The organism is Serratia plymuthica, from assembly GCF_018336935.1.
Lineage (GTDB): Bacteria > Pseudomonadota > Gammaproteobacteria > Enterobacterales > Enterobacteriaceae > Serratia > Serratia plymuthica_B.
Genome location: NZ_CP068771.1, coordinates 5,040,838 through 5,060,988 on the forward strand (window position 1 = coordinate 5,040,838; position 20,151 = coordinate 5,060,988).

The 20,151-nt window shown below is 56.8% G+C and carries 20 protein-coding genes and 1 tRNA gene; 15 read left to right on the forward strand and 6 right to left on the reverse strand.

Annotation, left to right across the window (positions count from 1 at the left end; translation table 11 throughout):
• Positions 1–19 precede the first annotated feature (19 nt).
• Positions 20–469 (reverse strand): DUF805 domain-containing protein, encoded by a 450-nt coding sequence (locus JK621_RS23405; RefSeq protein WP_212557856.1) that lies wholly within the window; start codon positions 467–469, stop codon positions 20–22.
• Positions 470–755: 286 nt separating this feature from the next.
• On the opposite strand from JK621_RS23405, the gene mltB reads away from it, so the two are divergent.
• Positions 756–1,841, forward strand: coding sequence for a lytic murein transglycosylase B (gene mltB / locus JK621_RS23410; RefSeq protein WP_212557857.1), 1,086 nt, complete (start codon positions 756–758; stop codon positions 1,839–1,841).
• Between the two features lie 56 nt (positions 1,842–1,897).
• Here mltB and JK621_RS23415 read toward each other — a convergent pair whose 3' ends face one another.
• On the reverse strand, positions 1,898–3,049 hold the full coding sequence (locus JK621_RS23415) for a porin (RefSeq protein WP_212557858.1): 1,152 nt from the start codon (positions 3,047–3,049) through the stop codon (positions 1,898–1,900).
• 426 nt (positions 3,050–3,475) lie between these two features.
• Between JK621_RS23415 and JK621_RS23420 the strand changes: the two genes are divergently transcribed.
• Positions 3,476–3,766: a hypothetical protein gene (locus tag JK621_RS23420; protein ID WP_212557859.1), complete on the forward strand. Its 291-nt coding sequence runs from the start codon at positions 3,476–3,478 to the stop codon at positions 3,764–3,766.
• 168 nt (positions 3,767–3,934) lie between these two features.
• On the opposite strand, the gene dsdC is transcribed toward JK621_RS23420, so the two are convergent.
• From dsdC to JK621_RS23435, 3 genes are all read right to left on the reverse strand, one after another.
• Positions 3,935–4,864 (reverse strand): DNA-binding transcriptional regulator DsdC, encoded by a 930-nt coding sequence (gene dsdC / locus JK621_RS23425; RefSeq protein WP_212557860.1) that lies wholly within the window; start codon positions 4,862–4,864, stop codon positions 3,935–3,937.
• A 213-nt stretch (positions 4,865–5,077) separates the two neighbouring features.
• Positions 5,078–5,152, reverse strand: a tRNA-Arg gene (locus JK621_RS23430).
• A gap of 129 nt (positions 5,153–5,281) precedes the next feature.
• On the reverse strand, positions 5,282–6,211 hold the full coding sequence (locus JK621_RS23435) for a formate/nitrite transporter family protein (RefSeq protein ID WP_212557861.1): 930 nt from the start codon (positions 6,209–6,211) through the stop codon (positions 5,282–5,284).
• Positions 6,212–6,464: 253 nt separating this feature from the next.
• On the opposite strand from JK621_RS23435, the gene ccmA reads away from it, so the two are divergent.
• From ccmA to mlaA, 10 genes are all read left to right on the forward strand, one after another.
• The gene (gene ccmA / locus JK621_RS23440) at positions 6,465–7,085 is read left to right on the forward strand and encodes a cytochrome c biogenesis heme-transporting ATPase CcmA (protein WP_212557862.1); all 621 of its coding nucleotides are present in this window, start codon (positions 6,465–6,467) and stop codon (positions 7,083–7,085) included.
• Positions 7,085–7,744: a heme exporter protein CcmB gene (ccmB, locus tag JK621_RS23445; RefSeq protein ID WP_212557863.1), complete on the forward strand. Its 660-nt coding sequence runs from the start codon at positions 7,085–7,087 to the stop codon at positions 7,742–7,744. The genes ccmA and ccmB overlap by 1 nt, the downstream gene beginning before the upstream one ends.
• A 114-nt stretch (positions 7,745–7,858) precedes the next feature.
• The gene (locus tag JK621_RS23450; protein WP_013813954.1) at positions 7,859–8,596 is read left to right on the forward strand and encodes a heme ABC transporter permease; all 738 of its coding nucleotides are present in this window, start codon (positions 7,859–7,861) and stop codon (positions 8,594–8,596) included.
• Positions 8,593–8,829: a heme exporter protein CcmD gene (ccmD, locus tag JK621_RS23455; RefSeq protein WP_212557864.1), complete on the forward strand. Its 237-nt coding sequence runs from the start codon at positions 8,593–8,595 to the stop codon at positions 8,827–8,829. Before JK621_RS23450 ends, ccmD begins: the two co-directional genes overlap by 4 nt.
• Positions 8,826–9,320: a cytochrome c maturation protein CcmE gene (ccmE, locus tag JK621_RS23460; protein ID WP_004947520.1), complete on the forward strand. Its 495-nt coding sequence runs from the start codon at positions 8,826–8,828 to the stop codon at positions 9,318–9,320. The genes ccmD and ccmE overlap by 4 nt, the downstream gene beginning before the upstream one ends.
• On the forward strand, positions 9,317–11,287 hold the full coding sequence (locus JK621_RS23465) for a heme lyase CcmF/NrfE family subunit (RefSeq protein ID WP_212557865.1): 1,971 nt from the start codon (positions 9,317–9,319) through the stop codon (positions 11,285–11,287). The genes ccmE and JK621_RS23465 overlap by 4 nt, the downstream gene beginning before the upstream one ends.
• Positions 11,284–11,835, forward strand: coding sequence for a DsbE family thiol:disulfide interchange protein (locus JK621_RS23470; protein ID WP_212557866.1), 552 nt, complete (start codon positions 11,284–11,286; stop codon positions 11,833–11,835). The genes JK621_RS23465 and JK621_RS23470 overlap by 4 nt, the downstream gene beginning before the upstream one ends.
• Positions 11,832–12,299, forward strand: coding sequence for a cytochrome c-type biogenesis protein (locus tag JK621_RS23475; protein ID WP_126484267.1), 468 nt, complete (start codon positions 11,832–11,834; stop codon positions 12,297–12,299). Before JK621_RS23470 ends, JK621_RS23475 begins: the two co-directional genes overlap by 4 nt.
• Positions 12,299–13,510 carry a c-type cytochrome biogenesis protein CcmI gene (ccmI, locus tag JK621_RS23480; protein WP_212557867.1) on the forward strand — a complete coding sequence of 404 codons (1,212 nt, stop codon included), beginning with the start codon at positions 12,299–12,301 and terminating at the stop codon, positions 13,508–13,510. Before JK621_RS23475 ends, ccmI begins: the two co-directional genes overlap by 1 nt.
• Positions 13,511–13,545: 35 nt before the next feature.
• Positions 13,546–14,307 carry a phospholipid-binding lipoprotein MlaA gene (gene mlaA, locus JK621_RS23485; protein WP_212557868.1) on the forward strand — a complete coding sequence of 254 codons (762 nt, stop codon included), beginning with the start codon at positions 13,546–13,548 and terminating at the stop codon, positions 14,305–14,307.
• A gap of 107 nt (positions 14,308–14,414) precedes the next feature.
• Here mlaA and fadL read toward each other — a convergent pair whose 3' ends face one another.
• Entirely contained in the window at positions 14,415–15,737 is a 1,323-nt protein-coding gene (gene fadL, locus JK621_RS23490; protein WP_212557869.1) for a long-chain fatty acid transporter FadL, read from the reverse strand.
• Positions 15,738–16,142: 405 nt separating this feature from the next.
• On the opposite strand from fadL, the gene JK621_RS23495 reads away from it, so the two are divergent.
• From JK621_RS23495 to fadJ, 3 genes are all read left to right on the forward strand, one after another.
• A complete protein-coding gene (locus tag JK621_RS23495) occupies positions 16,143–16,439 on the forward strand; it encodes a YfcZ/YiiS family protein (protein ID WP_126484261.1) in 297 nt (98 codons plus the stop codon).
• A gap of 189 nt (positions 16,440–16,628) precedes the next feature.
• A complete protein-coding gene (gene fadI, locus JK621_RS23500) occupies positions 16,629–17,939 on the forward strand; it encodes an acetyl-CoA C-acyltransferase FadI (protein ID WP_212557870.1) in 1,311 nt (436 codons plus the stop codon).
• The gene (fadJ, locus tag JK621_RS23505; RefSeq protein ID WP_212557871.1) at positions 17,939–20,104 is read left to right on the forward strand and encodes a fatty acid oxidation complex subunit alpha FadJ; all 2,166 of its coding nucleotides are present in this window, start codon (positions 17,939–17,941) and stop codon (positions 20,102–20,104) included. Before fadI ends, fadJ begins: the two co-directional genes overlap by 1 nt.
• Positions 20,105–20,151 lie beyond the last annotated feature (47 nt).

The window sequence follows — 20,151 nt, forward strand, 5'->3', positions numbered from 1 at the left end:
TAGCCAGTACCGGGTTTCGCTAGCCGGCCTGCTCGGCCTCGCTCGCTCGGGCCTTCGATGGCAACGCCAGCGCGCACAGGACGCCAATCAGGCTGATGAGGATCAGCCAGCGTTCAACCGGGCCGGGGTGGTAGTTATTCACCACGCTGAGCGCATACAGCGCCAAGGCCAGCGGCCAGCCGGGCGTGCCGACGTCATTGAGCCGAAATGCGGTGCGGGCGACAAACCACAGCGTCAGGCCGATCCAACACAGCGACCACAGCATGATGCACAGCAGGTAGACAAACACCGAAAAAAACGCGGCGATGTCGCTGTGCGCATAGGCGCGGAACAGGTTTTTATCCAGATAGGGGGACAGGAATGACAGCAATGTCAGGCCGATGGCGAAAATAGCCAGGGATAAAACATAGTTTTTACGCGTAATGCGGCGTTTAAAGACGTTTTTAGCGATCTGTCCGAGGGAGTCCAAAGTAACATTCCGTTGTAGCAATCAGCGCTGGCCGGGTTGTCAGCCAAGGGGGGCGTATTTTAGTGGCATTCGACGCCGAGTCAATATGATAATTTTTCTCATTTAGTTAAGGTTGAGGATCTTGCCTTCTTACCCTAAGTGGTTTCGGTTTTCTGCGTGACTTATCGCGATTTATGAATTTTTAGCTTCCCGCCCGGCCATGAGCGGCATAATCCAGTTTGTTCGCACCGGACAATGGATTAACATAATGCTCACTTATCACTGGCCTGGCTTATATGGATATCCGATGCGTCATTTAGTTGCTCTTCTTCCTCTGCTTACCTTACTTACAGCCTGTAGCAGCGGGCCGAAGCCTACCCCAGCAGCTCCTCAGGCTAACACCATAAAAGGCGGTTTCCTGCTGACGCCGGCGCATAGCGGCCAGCCGTTGGGCGGTGATTTTGCCAATAATCCAAACACTGCCCGCTTTATCGATAAAATGGTGCAGGAACACGGATTCGATCGTCAGCAATTGCATGACGTACTGGCCCAGGCAAAACGGCTGGATTCGGTGCTGCGGTTGATGGATCGTCAAGCGCCGACCCCAACCACTCAGGCGCCGTCCGTGCCGAACGGTTCCTGGTTGCGCTATCGCAACAAGTTCATTACGCCGGATAACGTGCAAAACGGCGTGCAGTTCTGGAACCAATATCAGGAAGCCCTGCAGCGCGCCCAGCAGGTATACGGCGTGCCGCCGGAGATCATTGTCGGCATTATCGGCGTTGAAACCCGCTGGGGCCGCGTGATGGGTAAAACCCGCATTATCGATGCCTTGTCCACGCTGGCCTTTGACTATCCGCGCCGCGCCGATTACTTTGCCGGCGAGCTGGAAACCTTCCTGTTGATGTCGCGCGCCGAAGGGGATGACCCGCTGGATCTGCGCGGCTCCTTTGCCGGCGCCATGGGCTACGGCCAGTTTATGCCTTCTTCGTTCAAGAGCTACGCGGTTGATTTCAACGGTGACGGCCACATCAACCTGTGGGATCCGGTGGATGCGATCGGCAGCGTCGCCAACTACTTTAAAGAACATGGCTGGATCAGTGGCGAGGCCGTGGCGGTACCGGCCAGCGGCCAGGCACCGGGGCTGGATAACGGCTTTAAAACTCGCTACTCGCTTGACACCCTCGCGGCGGCAGGGCTGACCCCGCAAGGCTCGCTCGGCACTGAGCAAGAAGCCAGCCTGCTGCGGCTGGATATGGGGACCAGCTACCAATACTGGTACGGGTTGCCGAACTTCTACGCCATTACCCGTTACAACCACAGCACCCATTACGCCATGGCGGTGTGGCAGTTGGGCGAAGCGGTGGGGCGCTCGGCGCGCGGCGGGTTCTGATACGCCGATAATAATGAAAAAGGCCGTGAAAACGGCCTTTTTTACGTCTATACCGATCAGAAATCGTAGCGCAGACGCACCAGCGTCATATCACCGAGGTTATCGGTGCTTGAAGTCAGCACGTGTTCCACATCGACGCGGAAACCGTAATCAAACTGCACCGTAACGCCCAGGCCGTTATCGATACGCTGATAGTTGCGGCCACTCACGTATTCCAGACGATCGCCCATAAAGTAAGGCATCACGGATTTCACCGCATACTGGCCTACCGGCACGGTATAACCGGCCAGATACTCGATACCCCAGGCGTCGCCGGCGAAGTAGTTGTCAACGTCGGCTTTTTTGGTGGTCAGGAAGTTGTTGTACCAACCGCCGCCAAAGGTCAGGGTCCAACTGTCCGGCTTCCAGCTCAGCGCGGTGCCCACAATGTTCTGATCGTAGTCTTTCGAGCCGCTGGTGGAAGGGTTACGCATCTCGGCGCGGGTATAGTTCCACGCGGCGCCCCAGGTCAGATCCGGCGTCAGGTGGTAATCCACGCCCAGCGAGCCGCCGCCTTTGCGTTTGTAGCGCAGACCGTTGCCTGGCAGATAGTCGTTATCGCTGAACAGGTAAGAGGCGTAGACGTCCGCATCGCCAAAGGTGTTTTTATACTTCAGCATTTTGCGCGAACGGTAAGAGCCGTCGTAGTCGCCGTTGATGCCGTTGCCCGGCGCCTGGGCCAGCATGTCGTAATCCCAGATATCGGTTTTGGCGCCCACCACGTCGTAATACACGCTGTTTTGCTGGCCAAAGGTCAGTTGCCCCCAGGTTTTGCTTTTCAGGCCGGTGTACAGCATGCGGCGGCTGGTGTTATTGGCGCCGTCGGCATAGTGGTGATCCCAGTCGAACAGGGCAGGGATATTCACCCCCAGCTCGTAGTAGCTGATCCAACTGATGTCGTCGAACAGGTAGTAGTCCGCGGCAAAGCGGAAGCGGGTACCGCCGTCGAAGCCGTTGCGTTTATAGGAGCCTTTATCGCCATCGCCGGTCATGTTGTTGAACTGCGGGCGGATGCTGCCGCCGACGGTAAAGTTGAGGCGGCTCAGTGGATCGCCTGCCTGCGGATCCTGCTTCAGAAGGGTGATTTCAGCCTGGGCAGCGAAAGAGGCGGTGCCCATCACCAGCCCCAAAGCGACCGCCTGAGTCAATGCGCGCAATGTGAAAGTCATGTGTTTTTATCCCTGTTGTTGATTGCCAACATCACCTGTGCATCGGCATCGGTGATTTGCTCAGGTTTTTTCTGAGCGTTTTCATTTTTTTTGGCGTGGTTGAAGCGAAGCGCATATGTAACACGATGTGCGTCACAAAAAGTTACTTTTCTTGCTAATTATTTGATTGAATATTAATCGTTGACCGGGGAGAGGGCGGCGGAGCCTGACGCAGGGGGGACATGCTCGAGATAGTGGCAGGGCCATGATGACAATACTTGGATGAACTCAGTTAACGCATAGCCTTATATTTTTCACTTGTCAGTGAATGGCGGATGCCGTGTAATTTAATCGACAGGAGTACATTAAACAATCCGACTGTGAGTGGAGTTAATTTTGCCGATATCGGTTAGATGGATTGGATTAATAAGAGAGAGGGAGATGACTATGAAAGCTTTGGTGGCATTATTTATTGGCGTGTTTTCATTGCCGCTGATGGCGGCGGAGTCGCACGTGTGCCAGTCTCAATCTTATGATTATGCAAGTATTGGTCAACTCAGGTTGAGTGATGATACGGTGTTTGCCTGCCGTGATATTGGCCGCGTTACTATTCCTGACTTGGCGAAGCGGGGTTGGCGGGTTATTCATGTGGCGCAACAAAGCGAATATACCGGCGACACCGATAGCGATAATGAAGTGATTAAGATGTACCAAGAAATAGTGGTTTATAAAGAGTAGTCTTTTAGATATTACTGCGATTTTATTCTCTATCGCCGCTCTTATTCGCGGCGAGGGATAATATTTATTATTCAAAGGCCAGAAGGTTATATAACTGCGCGCTTGATTTCTCTTATACCCCAAAGCAATGGCGCTGATTTCAAGAAAAGCTGTCAATGCCTCCGGCCATCAGGCCAGAGGCGCTATCTTCATCATCCACTCTTTGAAGGCGAGGATCTTCGGCCACTGACGTTCGGAGATGGTCGACATAAAATAACAGTGTTCGCAAGGCAAGGTCATGTTGCTGAATGGGATAATCAGCTCACCGCTTTTGATCCAGTCTTGCACCAGATTAAGCCGCCCCATGGCGACGCCGAGGTGTTTGGTCGCCGCCAGCACGGCCAGATCCGAACGATCGAACTCCATGCTTTTGCTTTCTGTATCCAGCGCCAAATCAAAATGTTGCGACCAGGTCAACCATTCGTCTTCGCCAGAGTTGTATCTGTCATGCAGCAGGGTGCAATGCGCCAGGTTTTCCGGTGCGCCGTAGAGGTTATGTGCCTTGGCGTACTGCGGAGTACAGATCGGGACTATAGATTCCTGCATAAAAGCTTCGTTTATTTGTTTACCGGACGGCAGTTTGCCAAAGTACATGGCTAAATCAACGCCCCGATTGGCCAGGCTGATGATTTCCTGCCCGGTGACTATGCTCAAATGAATGGTGGGGTGCCGGGCAATAAAATCGCCGATCCGCGGTATCAGCAAGCACTGCACGATGGACGGGTGCGAATAAATAGTCAGGTTGCCCGTTAACTCACGGTTTTTAATATCAAGAATTTCCTGATTCAGCGTATCGAAGGAGCGGCTTAACGCCCATTGCATGCGCTCGCCTTCCGGTGTCAGCATAATTCTGCGGTGGAAGCGTTGAAATAAAAGAAATCCCAACTCTTTTTCCAGCAGATTAATTCTGTGGCTCACTGCGCTGGGTGTAATAGACAGTTCTTCCGCCGCCAGTGAAAAGGATAAATTACGGGCGACGCATTCAAAGGTATGCAGGCGTGAAAATTGATAGCTGGTCAGCGGACTGGCGCGTTGAAAATATTTTTTATCGGGGAGCATGTCAGACCTCCATGTTTATAATTAAACGATTTTAGCATTTAATTGAACGGGGCTGAAACGCGATTTCTCTTATTTGAAAATAACGGCTGAGATTAATGAGGTTATCGACCTGACCGAGTTGGTGATTAGGTTGGGGCTCTTAAATATGTGGAGGGTGTCTTGCTGCTTACCGAGGGAAGGGGGGCTGTTGTAAAGGTGTTTTTTGCGTATTAATGGTGTCCCCGACTGGAATCGAACCAGTAACTAGCCCTTAGGAGGGGCTTGTTATATCCGTTTAACTACGGGGACCCTGCGGGCCGGTAACCTGAGCTGCCGGGGCAGTATACCTTTTTTTACCCGCAGAATAAGCGCTTAGCGGTGCGTTTGCTCATTCCCTCGCCAATATGCGGTGAATTTTGTGCGTAGCCCCGGCTGCGATCACGGTTTTTTCGCCTTGGCGGCCCCTTTTTCCGCCTCCAGCTTCGCCGCCTTGTTTTTAACGCTCATATCGTTACGGATCTGCGCGTGGCTGATGAGTGCGAAGATAAAGGTGCCGCCGATAATGTTGCCCGCCAGCGTCGGAATGGCGAACGGATAGAAAAATTCCTGCCAGGGGAGAGCGCCGCTAAACACCAGATACAGGATCTCGACCGAGCCGACCACGATATGGGTCAGGTCGCAGATCGCCACCAGATAGGTCATCAGCACTATTATCCAAATCTTGGCCGCACCGGCGGAGGGGAACATCCACACCATGGTGGCGATGATCCAGCCTGCCAGAATGCCGTTGGCGAACATTTCTGATGGCGAGTTTTTCATCACCTCTTCCGACAGGTTGACGAAGGCGATGCGGGTATTGTCGTCGAAAATCGGCATATGGATAAACGCCAGCGATGCCAGCCCGGTGCCAATCAGGTTACCGAGCAGCACTACGCCCCACAGGCGGAACAGGATCAGGAAGTTTCTTGGCGTCGGTTTGTGCATGATCGGCAGCACGGCGGTGACGGTGTTTTCGGTAAACAGCTGCTGGCGGGCCATAATCACAATGATAAAGCCGAAGGTGTAGCCAATATTTTCGATAAAGAAACGGCTGGGATCGTCCGGCAAGCGGGCGTGAAAAATGCCTTTCGCCATCAGTGAAGCGCCCATCGACAGCCCGGCGGCCACGGCGGACCACAGCAGCGCTACCCAGTCGCGTTCCAGCTCTTTTTCGCCTTCCGTACGGATCAGCTCATGCACCGCCGCCGCGCGTGAGGGCAGGTTTTCTTCCTTTACTTCGATTTCTGATTTGCCCTGTTCGTGCTCTTTGCTCTCCACTTTTAGCGGATCATCGGCATTCGTTGTTGTGCGGGGTTGTTCGTCGCTCATGATTAATTTTCTCCGTCAGATGTCGTCAGGGCCATTTATCAAGCGTAGTTGGCGCATGGGCGGTGCGACAGAAGTGCGGAAAATGACGGAAAAAAGTAACAAGAGTTTAATGTCGTCGGTTTTTCCTACGCATTATTGATCTGGGCCGCCATATTACCCCTATTGGAGTAGCCGAGCGGCCGGTGGCGGGCTGCGTGCCGCAGGCGCCTTATGCTATGATTCGCTATCCCAAAGAAAAATATGAGTTCTCCCGATGCTGGAAGCTAAAAATCTGAGCTGCGTCCGCGATGAACGCATCCTGTTTAGCGAGTTAAGCTTTACGGTGAAGCCGGGCGAGATTATTCAGGTGGAAGGGCCGAACGGCGCGGGCAAGACCAGCCTGTTGCGCATTCTGGCCGGGCTGGCGCAGCCGGAAAACGGCGAAGTGTGCTGGCGCGGGCAAAATACGCTGCGTCACCGTGAGAATTATCATCAGGATCTGCTGTTCCTCGGCCACCAGCCGGGGATTAAAACCATGCTGACGCCCTTCGAGAACCTGCAGTTTTACCAGGCGGTACGCGCCGCGCCCGATCGTCAGGCCATCTGGCGGGCGCTGGAGCTGGTGGGGTTGGTCGGTTATGAGGATTTGCCGGTGGCGCAGCTTTCCGCCGGCCAGCAGCGCAGGGTCGCGCTGGCGCGTTTATGGTTAAGTGAGTGCCCACTGTGGATCCTGGATGAACCGCTGACGGCAATCGATAAACAAGGCGTGGCTGAATTGATTAGCCTTTTTGAGCAACATGCGCAGCAAGGCGGCATGGTATTGTTGACCACGCACCAGGATCTGGCCGGCACGACGCAGGCGGTAGGTAAAATCAGCCTGGCGGAGAATCTCTGATGTTTTTGACGGTATTGCGCCGCGAGCTGAAAATCGCCTTTCGCAAAGGGTCGGAAATCGTTAATCCGCTGTGGTTCTTTCTGATCGTTATCACGTTGTTTCCGTTGGGCATTGGGCCTGAACCGCAATTGCTGGCGCGCATTGCGCCGGGGATTATCTGGGTGGCGGCGCTGCTGGCTTCGCTGTTGTCGCTGGAGCGTTTGTTTCGCGACGATTTTCTCGATGGCTCGCTGGAACAGCTGCTGCTGTTGCCGACGCCGCTGCCGATGACGGTGTTAGGCAAAGTGTGTGCTCACTGGGTCGTGACCGGGTTGCCGCTGTTAATCCTGTCGCCGCTGGTGGCGCTGCTGCTGTCGCTGGATATGCACACCTGGCTGGCGGTGGCGTTTACGTTGCTGCTGGGCACCCCGACGCTGAGCCTGGTCGGTGCCATCGGTGTGGCGCTGACCGTCGGGTTGCGCAAAGGAGGCGTGCTGCTCAGCCTGCTGGTGCTGCCGCTGTACATTCCGGTGTTGATATTTTCCACCGCCGCTATCGACGCCGCTTCCATGGGCATGCCGATAACGGGGTATCTGGCGATTCTGGGCGCAATGCTGGCGGGCAGCATAACGCTGGCCCCCTTTGCCACCGCCGCCGCTCTGCGAGTGAGCGTGCACTAGCATCAATTAACATGCGGGTTAACGCCGTTAAGAGCGTGTTCCACCGCGAAAGCTATTTTTGTCGCCCCACAATAGGGGGCCACCTAAAAACATTTACCGTGAGCAATGACGACAATGTGGAAATGGTTACATCAATTCGCCCAGCCTGAACGGCTGTATCGTGTCTGCGGCCGTTTTGTCCCGTGGCTGGGGCTGGCCGGCGCGCTCTGCCTGGCGATCGGCTGGGTATGGGGCTTTGGTTTTGCGCCGAAGGATTATCAACAGGGCGACAGCTTCCGCATCATGTATATCCACGTGCCGGCCGCCATGTGGTCAATGGGCATCTACGCTTCGATGGCGGTGGCGGCGTTTATCGGCCTGGTGTGGCAGATGAAAATGTCCGATTCCGTGGTGGCGGCGATGGCGCCGGTCGGCGCGGTGTTTACCTTTATCGCGCTGGTCACGGGAGCCGCCTGGGGCAAACCTATGTGGGGCACCTGGTGGGTGTGGGATGCGCGTCTGACCTCTGAACTGGTGCTGCTGTTTCTTTATATGGGCATTATTGCGCTGTATAACGCCTTTGAAGACCGCCGTCTGGCCGGCCGCGCCGCCGGTATTTTGGTGCTGGTGGGGGTGGTGAACATCCCGATTATTCATTTCTCCGTCGAATGGTGGAACACGCTGCACCAGGGCTCCACCAATATGCAACAGAGCATCGCGCCAAGCATGCGTACCCCGCTGCGTTGGGCGATCCTCGGCTATCTGCTGTTCTTCATCACGCTGACCCTGATGCGGTTGCGCAATCTGATCCTGGCCCAGGAGCGTCAGCGCCCGTGGGTTGCCGGTCTGGTCAACAAGGAGCGCCAACCATGAATAGCGCATTTGCCTCCTGGTCGGCGTTTTTCGCCATGGGCGGCTACGCCTTTTACGTTTGGCTGGCGGTGGCCGTCACGCTGTTATCCTTGCTGGGCCTGCTGGCCCACACCTGTTGGCAGCGCAGGCAATTGCTGGATGAAGTCAGCCGCCGTCAGGCGCGCGAACGACGCATCCGTCAGTCGCAGCAGTCGAAACAAAAATCCGCCAATCCGCGGGAGAAATCATTGTGAATCCACGTCGTAAAAGCCGCCTGTATCTGGCGATTGTCGTACTGATCGGCGTGGCGCTGACCGCTACCCTGACGCTGTACGCGTTGCGCTCCAACATCGATCTGTTTTATACCCCGAGTGAAATTTTGCAGGGCAAGGGCGAGGATCACGAAAAACCGGAGGTGGGCCAACGCCTGCGCATTGGCGGCATGGTGATGCCCGGTTCGGTGAAGCGCGATCAGAAAACGCTGCAGGTCAACTTCAAGATTTATGATGCGCGCGGCGTGATTGATGTCACCTATACCGGCATTCTGCCGGATCTGTTCCGCGAAGGGCAGGGCGTGGTGGCGCAAGGCGTACTGGGCGAAGGCAACGTGGTTAACGCGCGTGAAGTGCTGGCGAAACACGATGAAAAATACACCCCGCCGGAAGTGGCAGACGCGATGAAAGAAAACCATAAGGGGCCGGCTTCGGCCTATACCGCCCCGCAAAATGAGGGCGGCAAGTCATGATGCCGGAAACGGGAAGTTTTCTGCTGTGCCTGGCATTGGCGATTTCGCTGCTGCTGAGCATTTATCCACAGTGGGGCGCAGCGCGCCAGGATCGCCGCATGATGGCGGTGGCGCGGCCGCTGACCTACGGCATGTTCGCCGCCATTGCGCTGGCGTTCATCTGCCTGGTGCACGCCTTTGTCGTGAATGATTTTACCCTGGCTTATGTGGCCGCCAACTCTAACAGCCAACTGCCGGTGTATTACCGCATCGCCGCCACCTGGGGCGCGCACGAGGGCTCGCTGCTGCTGTGGGTGCTGTTGCTCAGTTGCTGGTCGTTGGCGGTGGCGCTGTGCAGCCGTTCAATGCCGCAGGATGCGGTGGCGCGCGTGTTGTCGGTGATGGGTATGATCACCGCAGGTTTCCTGCTGTTTATCATCATGACCTCCAACCCGTTTACCCGCACGCTGCCGAACTTCCCGATCGACGGCAGCGACCTTAATCCGTTGCTGCAGGATATCGGCCTGATCTTCCATCCGCCGCTGTTGTACATGGGGTATGTCGGCTTCTCGGTGGCCTTTGCCTTCGCCATCGCTTCACTGATGGCCGGCCGGCTGGATACCGCCTGGGCGCGCTGGTCGCGGCCCTGGACCACGGCGGCCTGGGTGTTCCTCACCCTGGGGATCGTACTGGGTTCCGCCTGGGCCTATTACGAGCTGGGTTGGGGCGGCTGGTGGTTCTGGGATCCGGTGGAAAATGCGTCCTTTATGCCTTGGCTGGCCGGTACGGCGCTGATGCACTCGCTGGCGGTGACCGAAAAACGCGGCACCTTCAAGGCCTGGACGGTGCTGCTGGCCATTACCGCCTTCTCGCTGTGCCTGCTGGGTACCTTCCTGGTGCGCTCCGGCGTGCTGGTTTCGGTGCACTCTTTTGCTTCCGACCCGGCGCGTGGCATGTTTATCCTCGCCTATCTGGTGATCGTGATCGGCGGTTCTCTGCTGCTTTACGCGGTCAAGGGCGGGCAGGTACGCAGCCGGGTGCAGCATGAAACCTTTTCGCGCGAAACCTTCCTGCTGGGCAACAACGTGCTGTTGATTGCCGCCATGCTGGTCGTGCTGCTGGGCACGTTGCTGCCGCTGGTGCACAAACAGCTGGGCCTGGGCAGCATTTCTATCGGCGAACCCTTCTTCAATACCATGTTCAGCTGGCTGATGGCGCCGATGGCGCTGTTGATGGGCATCGGCCCGTTGGTGCGCTGGCGTCGCGATGAACCGACCAAGCTGTGGCGCCGTTTGAGCGTGGCGCTGGCGATCACGCTGGCGTTGTCGATCCTGTTGCCGTGGCTGTTGCAAGACAGCATCGCCGGCATGACGGTGGTCGGGCTGATCATGGCGGTGTGGGTGATTATCCTGACGCTGATGGAATTGCATGAGCGCGCTACCCATCGCCACGGTTTCTGGCGCGGCCTGAGCCATCTTTCCCGCAGCCACTGGGGCATGGTGCTGGGCCACCTCGGGGTCGCGGTGACGGTGATCGGCATTGCGTTCAGCCAGAACTACAGCGTGGAGCGCGATGTGCGCATGAAGGCCGGCGACAGCGTGGACATTCACAGCTACCACTTTGTGTTCCGCGACGTGCACGATATTCGCGGCCCGAACTACAGCGGCGGCGTCGGCATTATCGACGTCACGCGCAACGGCAAGCCGGAAGCCACGCTGCATGCGGAGAAACGTTATTACAGCGTGGCGCGCAGCATGATGACCGAGGCGGCTATCGACGGCGGTTTCAGCCGCGATCTGTATGCGGCGCTGGGGGAAGAGCTGGACGACGGCTCCTGGGCGGTGCGGCTGTATTACAAACCCTTCGTGCGCTGGATCTGGTTCGGCGGAGTATTCATGGCGATTGGCGGTATCTTGTGCATTCTCGATCCGCGCTATCGGATGAGCAAAAAACTCAAGCGTGAAGGCAAGCTGGAGGAGCAGGCATGAAGCGTAAATTGCTGTTTATCCCGTTAATCCTGTTCCTGTTGCTGGTGGCGGCCTTTATGGTGCAACTGACGCGCAATGCCGGCGGCGAGGATCCGACCCTGCTGGAGTCTGCGTTGATCGGCAAACCGGTACCGACTTTTAAGCTGGAGTCGCTCGACCAACCCGGAAAAACCTTCGATCAGGCGGTGCTGCGCACCGGCAAGCCGATGCTGTTGAACGTTTGGGCGACCTGGTGCCCAACCTGCCGTGCCGAGCATCAATATCTCAATACCCTGGCGACGCGCGGCATTCGCGTGGTGGGGCTGAACTATAAGGACGACCGCAGCAAAGCGGTCACCTGGCTGAATTCATTGGGCAATCCCTATGCGCTCAGCCTGTATGACGGCGATGGCATGCTGGGGCTGGATCTTGGCGTGTACGGCGCGCCGGAGACGTTCCTGATCGACGGTCAGGGTATTATTCGCTACCGCCATGCCGGGGATATGAACGAGCGCGTCTGGCAGCAGGAAGTGCTGCCGCTGTACAAAAAGTACGGGGGTGAAGCATGAGGCTGATTGCCCTGATGTTTGCCGCATTGCTGAGCTGGAGCGCGGCGGCGGCCATCGATACCTATAAATTCAACTCGGTTGAGCAGGAACAGCAATACCGCGAGTTGACCGAACAGCTGCGCTGCCCGAAATGCCAGAACAACAGCATCGCAGATTCCAACGCCATCATCGCCGCCGATATGCGCACCAAGGTGTACGAGCTGATGATGCAGGGGCAGAACAAACAGCAGATCATTGATTATATGGTGGCGCGCTACGGCAATTTCGTCACCTATGAACCGCCGGTAACCCCGGCGACGCTGATCCTGTGGGTTGGCCCGTTGCTGTTTGTGCTGATCGGCGGTGCGGTGGTGATATTGCGCACCCGCCGCCGCCGCGCCGGTGCTGTTAACGATGAATTCTCCGAGCAGGAGCAGCAGCGCTTGGCGGCGCTATTGAAAGAGACTGACAGGAAGAAACCCTAATGGCATTTTGGCTGATTATTATTGTGCTGTTGGCCGGCGCCGCGGCGCTGCTGGTGGTGCCTGCGATGCGCCAGGGCAAGCAGGGTGCGGCCACCAGCCGCGATGCGTTGAACAAGGCGCTTTATCAGGATCGCCTGAACGAGCTGGAACAGGATGAAGATCAGGGCGTGGTTGCCGAGCGCCCGGAGCTGGTAAAAGAACTGCAACAGAACCTGCTGAACGACATTCCCGGCCAACAGGACGTGCAGACGAAACCGATCACCCGTTGGGCACTGGTGCCTGGCGTGTTGCTGCTGGTGGTGGTTAGCCTGGGGTTTTATCTGAAAACCGGTGGGCTGGCGCAGGTGATGGACTGGCAGCAGGTGCAAGCCCAAATGCCGGAGTTGCGTGCGCGCGTCGCCAATGAGCGCGCTCAGCCGCTGAGCATGGAAGAGATTGCTCGCCTTGGGCTGGGGCTGCGCACCGCGCTGCAACAAGACGATCGCAATATCAACGACTGGATGATGCTGGGCCGCGTCGGCATGGCGCTGAATAACGCCACAACGGCGACGCAGGCATTTGCTCATGCTTATCAATTGGATCCGAATAATCTGGAAGTGCGCCTCGGTTATGCGGAGGTGTTGACGCGCTCCAACGATCCGGAGGATAACAAGCAGGCCACGCAGATGCTGCGCAAGATGATCGCCGACGATCATACCAACCTGCGCGTATTGAGCTTGCTGGCGTTCAATGCCTTCGAACAGGGTGATTTCAAACAGGCGATCGGTGCCTGGCAGGTGATGTTGAAACTGCTGCCGGCCAACGATCAGCGCACCGAGGTGTTAAAGCGCAGTATTGCACAAGCAAAATCACAGGCGGGCGAAGAAGCTGTTAAACTGAATGTAAACGTGACGTTATCGCCCGAGGCGACTAACGCTTTACCGCAGCAGGGGACGCTGGTAATTTCGGTGACAGATGGCACCAACCCGGTACCGGTTGCGGTAAAACAACTGCCCTTAAGCCGTTTCCCACTGTCATTCTCTTTGGATGACAGCAACGCCATGATGCCTGAGCGCCTGCTTTCGGCGCAGCATCAGGTGAAGGTGCGGGTACGGATTTCTCACGACGGTTTGGCCACGCCGCAGGCGGGTGACTGGTTTGGTGAGAGCGAACTGCAGAATTTCAGCGGTAAAGAGCAAGTTAGCGTTCAGATTAACAAGCAGGTTCCCTGAATAAAAAGACCGAACGTGTTTTCATGGAGAAAAATATGAACTTTCGCCTGACTGGGCTGGCTTTCGCAACTGTGCTATTGGTGGGCTGTGCCAGCGCGCCGCAAGATGAACCACAAGGGCGATCCGATCCTCTGGAAGGATTTAACCGGACGATGTTCGACTTTAACTATAACGTCCTGGATCCTTACGTATTGCGCCCAGTGGCCGTGGCCTGGCGCGACTATGTGCCCATGCCGGCGCGTAACGGTTTAAGTAACTTCACGTCGAACCTGGAAGAGCCGGCCAGCATGGTCAACGCCTTCCTGAAAGGCGACCCGTATCGCGGGATGATTCACTTCAACCGCTTCTTCCTGAATACCCTGCTGGGGATGGGCGGCCTGATCGACGTGGCGGGAATGGCCAACCCGAAACTGGCGCGCGAAGAACCGAACCGTTTCGGCAGCACGCTGGGGCATTACGATGTCGGCTACGGCCCTTATGTAATGTTACCGGGTTATGGCAGCTTCACCCTGCGTGAAGACGGCGGCGACTGGGCGGATACGGTTTATCCGGTACTGAGCTACCTGACCTTCTGGATGTCGGCGGGTAAATGGGTGGTTGAGGGGATTGAAACCCGCGCCCAACTGCTGGATTCCGACGGCCTGCTGCATAACTCTTCCGATCCTTACGTGATGGTGCGTGAAGCCTACTTCCAGCGTCATGACTTCCTGGCGCGTGGGGGTTCACTGAAGCCGGAGGAAAACCCGAACGCCAAGGCGATCCAGGGCGATCTGGACGAGATCGATTCGGGGAAATAATTCCCCGCCAAGAGAATATGAGAACCCGCCGCCAGGCGGGTTTTTTACTATATAACGGCAATAAAAAAAGCGCCCCGTGGGGCGCTTGAGCTTGCAGAAAAACGCGATCAGAAGCGGTAGTTGAAGTTGGCGCCGTACAGCCAGGCCTTGCCCACCGAATTGAAGGTGTATGGGCCTTCTTTGATGGTGACTTTTTGGCCATGCATGTAGGAAACACCGACGTCGACCGACGCGTCTTTGTTGAACGCGTAGCTGGTACCGGCGCTGATCCACATACGGTCCTGATCCGGGATCGAGATAGAGCGGTTCTGGGCAGGCACCGGGCTGTCATCGAACGCGACACCGGTACGGAAGGTCCAGTTATCGTCATAGAAGTAGGTGGTACCCAGCGCGATGCGGTAGGCGTCGCGGAAGCCTTCATGCTTCTCGAACAGCGTCTGGCCGTTGCTGCCGGTGGCTTTCAGCTCCTGGAACTGGCTCCAGCTGGTATAAGCCAGGCTGTAGTGGACAGCCCACTGCGGCGCCACTTTGTTGTAGCCCGAGATTTCCCACATTTCCGGCAGGTTCAGATCCAGAGAACCTGGGATGGTGCTGCCGTTGGTGCCCAAAGGCAGGCCGAGAGACCCCAAGATTGGGTTATAGGCGGATGGCAGGCTGCTTTTGTAGTCGCCATCAAACTTGATTTTCACTTCGGAACGGTAGGTGAAGCCGTAGCGGTTGTTTTCGTCCACTTCATACAGGATGCCTGCGTTCCAGCCGTAGCCCCATTTATCGCCTTTCAGGTGAGAGATTTGGGTATCGGCCGGGATTTGTGAAACAGGGCCGGCTAACTGAGGTGGCAATTGGCCTGAGCCAGCAATCAGTTTCGGCAATTCGCCGGCATAACGCTCAAGTTTGGCTTTAGCGTAGACCGCATCAAAACCCAGACCGAAGCTGAAGTGTTGGTTAAGGCGGTAAGCACCACTCAGATTAAGGTTTACGGTAGTCAGGTCCGTTTTACCGCCGTAAGCGCCCGCGGTGTAACCGTCGTTGAATTCGGTGGCCAGACCGAAGTTGCTGGTGACCGAGCCGCCCACGGCGAATTGATCGTTAATCGGGTGAACATAGTGCAGGTTCGGCACCCAGGCGGTTGGCGCGATGTTTTTGGAATCCAGGCTGGCGCCTGAAGGTGACTTGCCGGTAATGTCCACATCCGGATCGATAAATACCGCGCCGATCGAGAATTCTGGCCGGGTGTACATCATCAAAAGGGCAGGGTTGCGGCTGGCGGATGCCGCGGTATCCGCGATGGCGCCTTCACCAGAATACGAACGTCCTAAACCCGCTGATGAGAACTCATTCAGCTGGAATCCTGCGGCAGACACGTTTGAAGAAATAATTGCCACTGCAGCTGCGAGAGCTGATTTAGTAAATAGGTTTTTCTGGCTCATGACCAAAACCTCATTATGTGTTTATTATTTAAACTATGTTACACAAGGTAACAAGGAGCGCGGGATTGTAGGGTCCGTTATCATTCAGACAAATCAGACCAGTGGCTGAATTATAGGTCCGACCTGTGAGAATGTTGCAACTTTGTTTTTGAGATATTTCAAGATTGGTATCAAAAAAGAGATCTGCTTAACAAAAAACCAGCGGCACATAACAAACTTCTTACCATTCCTTAGCAGACATCGATTTTCATTTGTGATTTCCATCACTTAAAACACCTATAAAAAGTAAGTGCTAGCGATGGGTTTCGCTGCGGGGTAAAATAAACGCAGAATCTTGCGTCTTTGCGCCAGAAAGTTAATGGCAGTTTGGACTCGCGTAATGGCGGTCCCCGAGGAGAATTAATCATGTCAGATGCAATGAATAAATGCAGCGCCCAGGAAACCGCAGCCTGTTGCTGTGTCGATGTCGGTACCGTGATGGACAACACCGATTGCACCGCATCCTACAGCCAGGTATTTGCCAATCAACAGGATGCCGAGCAAACGCTGGCGGCGCTGACGGAAAAAGCCCGTGGCGTGGAGTCTGACCCTTGTGACATCAGCAGTAGCATTAAACCTGTTGACGGTGGTGTGCAACTGGTTGCGGATTTCACCTTCGCCTGCCAGGCGGAAACCCTGATTTTCCAGCTCGGCCTGCGTTAATTCCTGCCCAAAACGGTGCGGGGTAAACCCGCGCCGCCGCCTCGCCGTTTTCCCCCAGTAGAAAGTTGCTCCTGCTCTCAGTTTTCACTTCTGACGGTTTGCCAAATGTAAACATTTAGTTAACAATGACCTCATCAGGTCAGACCTCTTTTTGCCCGTTGCGCTGACGTTATTTTTTCAGGAGCGTTTATGAGTAAGGCACTGCCGTTGGTGACCCGTCACGGTGACCGTATCGCGATTGTAAATGGACTGCGTACCCCTTTTGCCAAACAGGCAACCGCTTATCACGGCATTCCGGCGGTGGATCTGGGTAAAACGGCGGTGAGCGAACTCTTGGCCCGCAGCGGCATTGATCCGGCGCTGATCGAACAGCTGGTGTTCGGCCAGGTAGTGCAAATGCCCGAGGCGCCAAATATCGCGCGTGAAATTGTCCTGGGCACCGGCATGAGCGTACATACCGATGCGTACAGCGTGTCGCGCGCCTGTGCCACCAGCTTCCAGGCGATCGCCAACGTGGCGGAAAGCATCATGGCGGGCAGCATCAGTATCGGCATTGCCGGCGGCGCCGATTCCTCCTCGGTGTTGCCGATCGGCGTCAGCAAAGCGCTGGCGCGCACGCTGGTCGATGTCAATAAGGCGCGCACTCTGTCGCAACGCCTCAAACTGTTTAGCCGATTGAAGTTCCGCGATCTGTTGCCGGTACCGCCAGCGGTGGCTGAATACTCGACCGGTCTGCGCATGGGCGATACGGCCGAACAAATGGCGAAAAGCCACGGCATCACCCGCGAAGAGCAGGATGCGCTGGCGCACCGCTCTCACCAGTTGGCGGCCAAGGCCTGGGAACAGGGGCTGTTGCACGATGAAGTCATGACCGCTTACGTCCCGCCTTACCGCGCGCAAATCACCGAAGACAACAACGTCCGCAAAGACTCCAGCCTGGCGTCATACGCTAAACTGAAACCGGCATTTGACCGCAAACATGGCAGCGTCACCGCGGCCAACAGTACGCCGTTGACCGACGGCGCGGCGGCGGTGCTGATGATGAGCGAATCGCGTGCGAAAGAGCTGGGGTTGCAACCGTTGGGCTACCTGCGCAGCTTTGCTTTTTCCGCCATCGACGTTTGGGAAGATATGCTGCTGGGGCCATCCTACGCCACGCCGCTGGCGCTGGATCGTGCCGGCATTGGCCTGGACGATCTGACCCTGATAGACATGCATGAAGCTTTCGCCGCACAGACGCTGGCAAACCTGAAGATGTTCGCCAGCGATGAGTTCGCCCAACAAAAACTGGGGCGCAGCAGAGCGATTGGCACAGTGGATATGGATAAATTTAACGTCCTGGGTGGCTCGATCGCCTATGGCCACCCGTTTGCCGCTACCGGCGCGCGTATGATCACCCAGACGTTGCATGAGCTGAAACGCCGTGGCGGCGGACTGGGGCTGACTACCGCCTGCGCGGCCGGAGGGTTAGGGGCCGCAATGATTGTAGAGGTGGAATAATGAGCTTTGAAAACGCATTGCATGAACAGCGGGCCAAACCCTCAGCCTTTCAACTGACGCTGCGTCCGGACAACATCGGCGTGATTACCATCGACGTCCCGGGCGACAAGGTAAACACGCTGAAGGCCGAGTTCGTCGAGCAGGTGAATGACGTACTGATCCGCGCGCAGCAGCATACCGCGCTGGAAGGGCTGGTGATTATCTCCGGTAAGCCGGATTCGTTTATCGCCGGAGCGGACATCACCATGATTGCCGCCTGCACCAGCGCCAAAGAGGCCGAAACGCTGGCGAAAAAAGGGCAAAGCACGCTGGCGCAGATCGCCGCTTTCCCGGTGCCGGTGGTGGCGGCTATTCACGGCGCTTGCCTGGGGGGCGGGCTGGAACTGGCTCTGGCCTGCCATGGCCGCATCTGTTCGCTGGATGACAAAACCGCTCTCGGCTTGCCGGAGGTTCAGCTTGGCTTGTTGCCAGGCTCCGGCGGCACCCAGCGATTGCCGCGCTTGATCGGCGCCAGCAAGGCGCTGGACATGATGCTGACCGGCAAACATATCCGCGCGCGTCAGGCGTTGCGGATGGGGTTGGTGGATGATGCGGTGCCGCAGGCGATTTTGTTGCAGACCGCCATTGAACGGGTCAAACAGGGTTGGCAGAGCCGGCGTGAACTGCCGTGGCAGGAGCGCTTGCTCAACGGCCCTCTGGGGAAAAGCCTGTTGTTCAGCATTGTGCGCAAAAAAACGCTGGCGAAAACCCACGGTAACTATCCGGCGGCGGAAAAAATCATTCAGGTGGTGCGTACCGGCCTGGACAGCGGCAGCACCAGCGGTTATGAAGCCGAGGCGCGAGCCTTTGGCGAGCTGGCCATGACGCCGCAGTCGGCGGCGTTGCGCAGCCTGTTCTTTGCCTCTACCGCCTTGAAGAAAGAGCGCGGCGGCAATGCGCAACCCCATGCGCTGCACCGCGTCGGCATCCTGGGCGGCGGCCTGATGGGCGGCGGAATTGCCTGCGTGACCGCCACGCGCGGCGGCCTGCCGGTGCGAATTAAAGATATTAATGAAACCGGCATCAACCATGCGCTGAAATACAGCTGGGACGTGCTCGGCAAGCGCGTGCGCAGCAAACGCATGCGCCCGGCGGAACGGCAAAAACAGATGATGATGATCTCCGGTTCGACCGATTACACCGGCTTTGAGCGCGTGGATATCGTGGTGGAAGCGGTGTTTGAGGATCTGGCCCTGAAGCAGAAAATGGTGGCCGAGATTGAACAGCACGCTGCGCCGCATACCGTTTTCGCCTCCAATACCTCGTCGTTGCCGATTGGCCAGATTGCCGCCAACGCGCAGCGGCCGCAGCAGGTGATCGGCCTGCATTATTTCAGCCCGGTCGACAAAATGCCGTTGGTAGAGGTGATCCCCCATGCCTCCACCAGTGAGGAAACCATCGCCACCACCGTGGCGCTGGCGCACAAACAGGGCAAGACGGCGATCGTGGTCGCCGATCGCGCCGGTTTCTACGTCAACCGCATTCTGGCCCCTTATATAAATGAAGCGGCGCGTTGCCTGCTGGAAGGCGAGCCTGTCGAATCGCTGGACAAGGCGCTGGTGGATTTTGGCTTCCCGGTAGGGCCGATTACCCTGCTTGATGAAGTGGGCATTGATGTGGGCACCAAGATTATCCCGGTGCTGGTGGAACAGCTCGGGCCGCGTTTTGCCGCGCCGGCCGCCTTCGATGCGGTACTGAAAGACGGGCGCAAAGGGCGCAAAAACGGCCGGGGTTTCTACCTGTATCCAAGCGAAGGCCAGCAACGCCAGCGGGGCAAGCGCGCCGATACCTCGGTATATCTCCTGCTGGGCATTACGCCGAAGTCGCATTTACAGCCGGCGGTCATCGCCCAGCGCTGCGTAATGATGATGTTGAATGAAGCGGCGCGTTGCCTGGAAGAAGGCGTGATCCGCAGCGCGCGCGATGGGGATATCGGTGCGGTATTCGGTATTGGTTTCCCGCCATTCCTCGGGGGGCCGTTCCGTTATATGGACGAGCTCGGCGCTGAGAAGGTGGTTAAAACGCTGCGCTACCTGCAGCAGCAATACGGCGAAAACTTTGCCCCCTGCGAACGCTTGCAGCGCATGGCGCAGCAGGGCGAACGTTTTTATCCGCAAGGGGAGTGAGCGGCACGGCACCCTGATTTGTACTAGAGTTGGATCAGGGCCGCAGT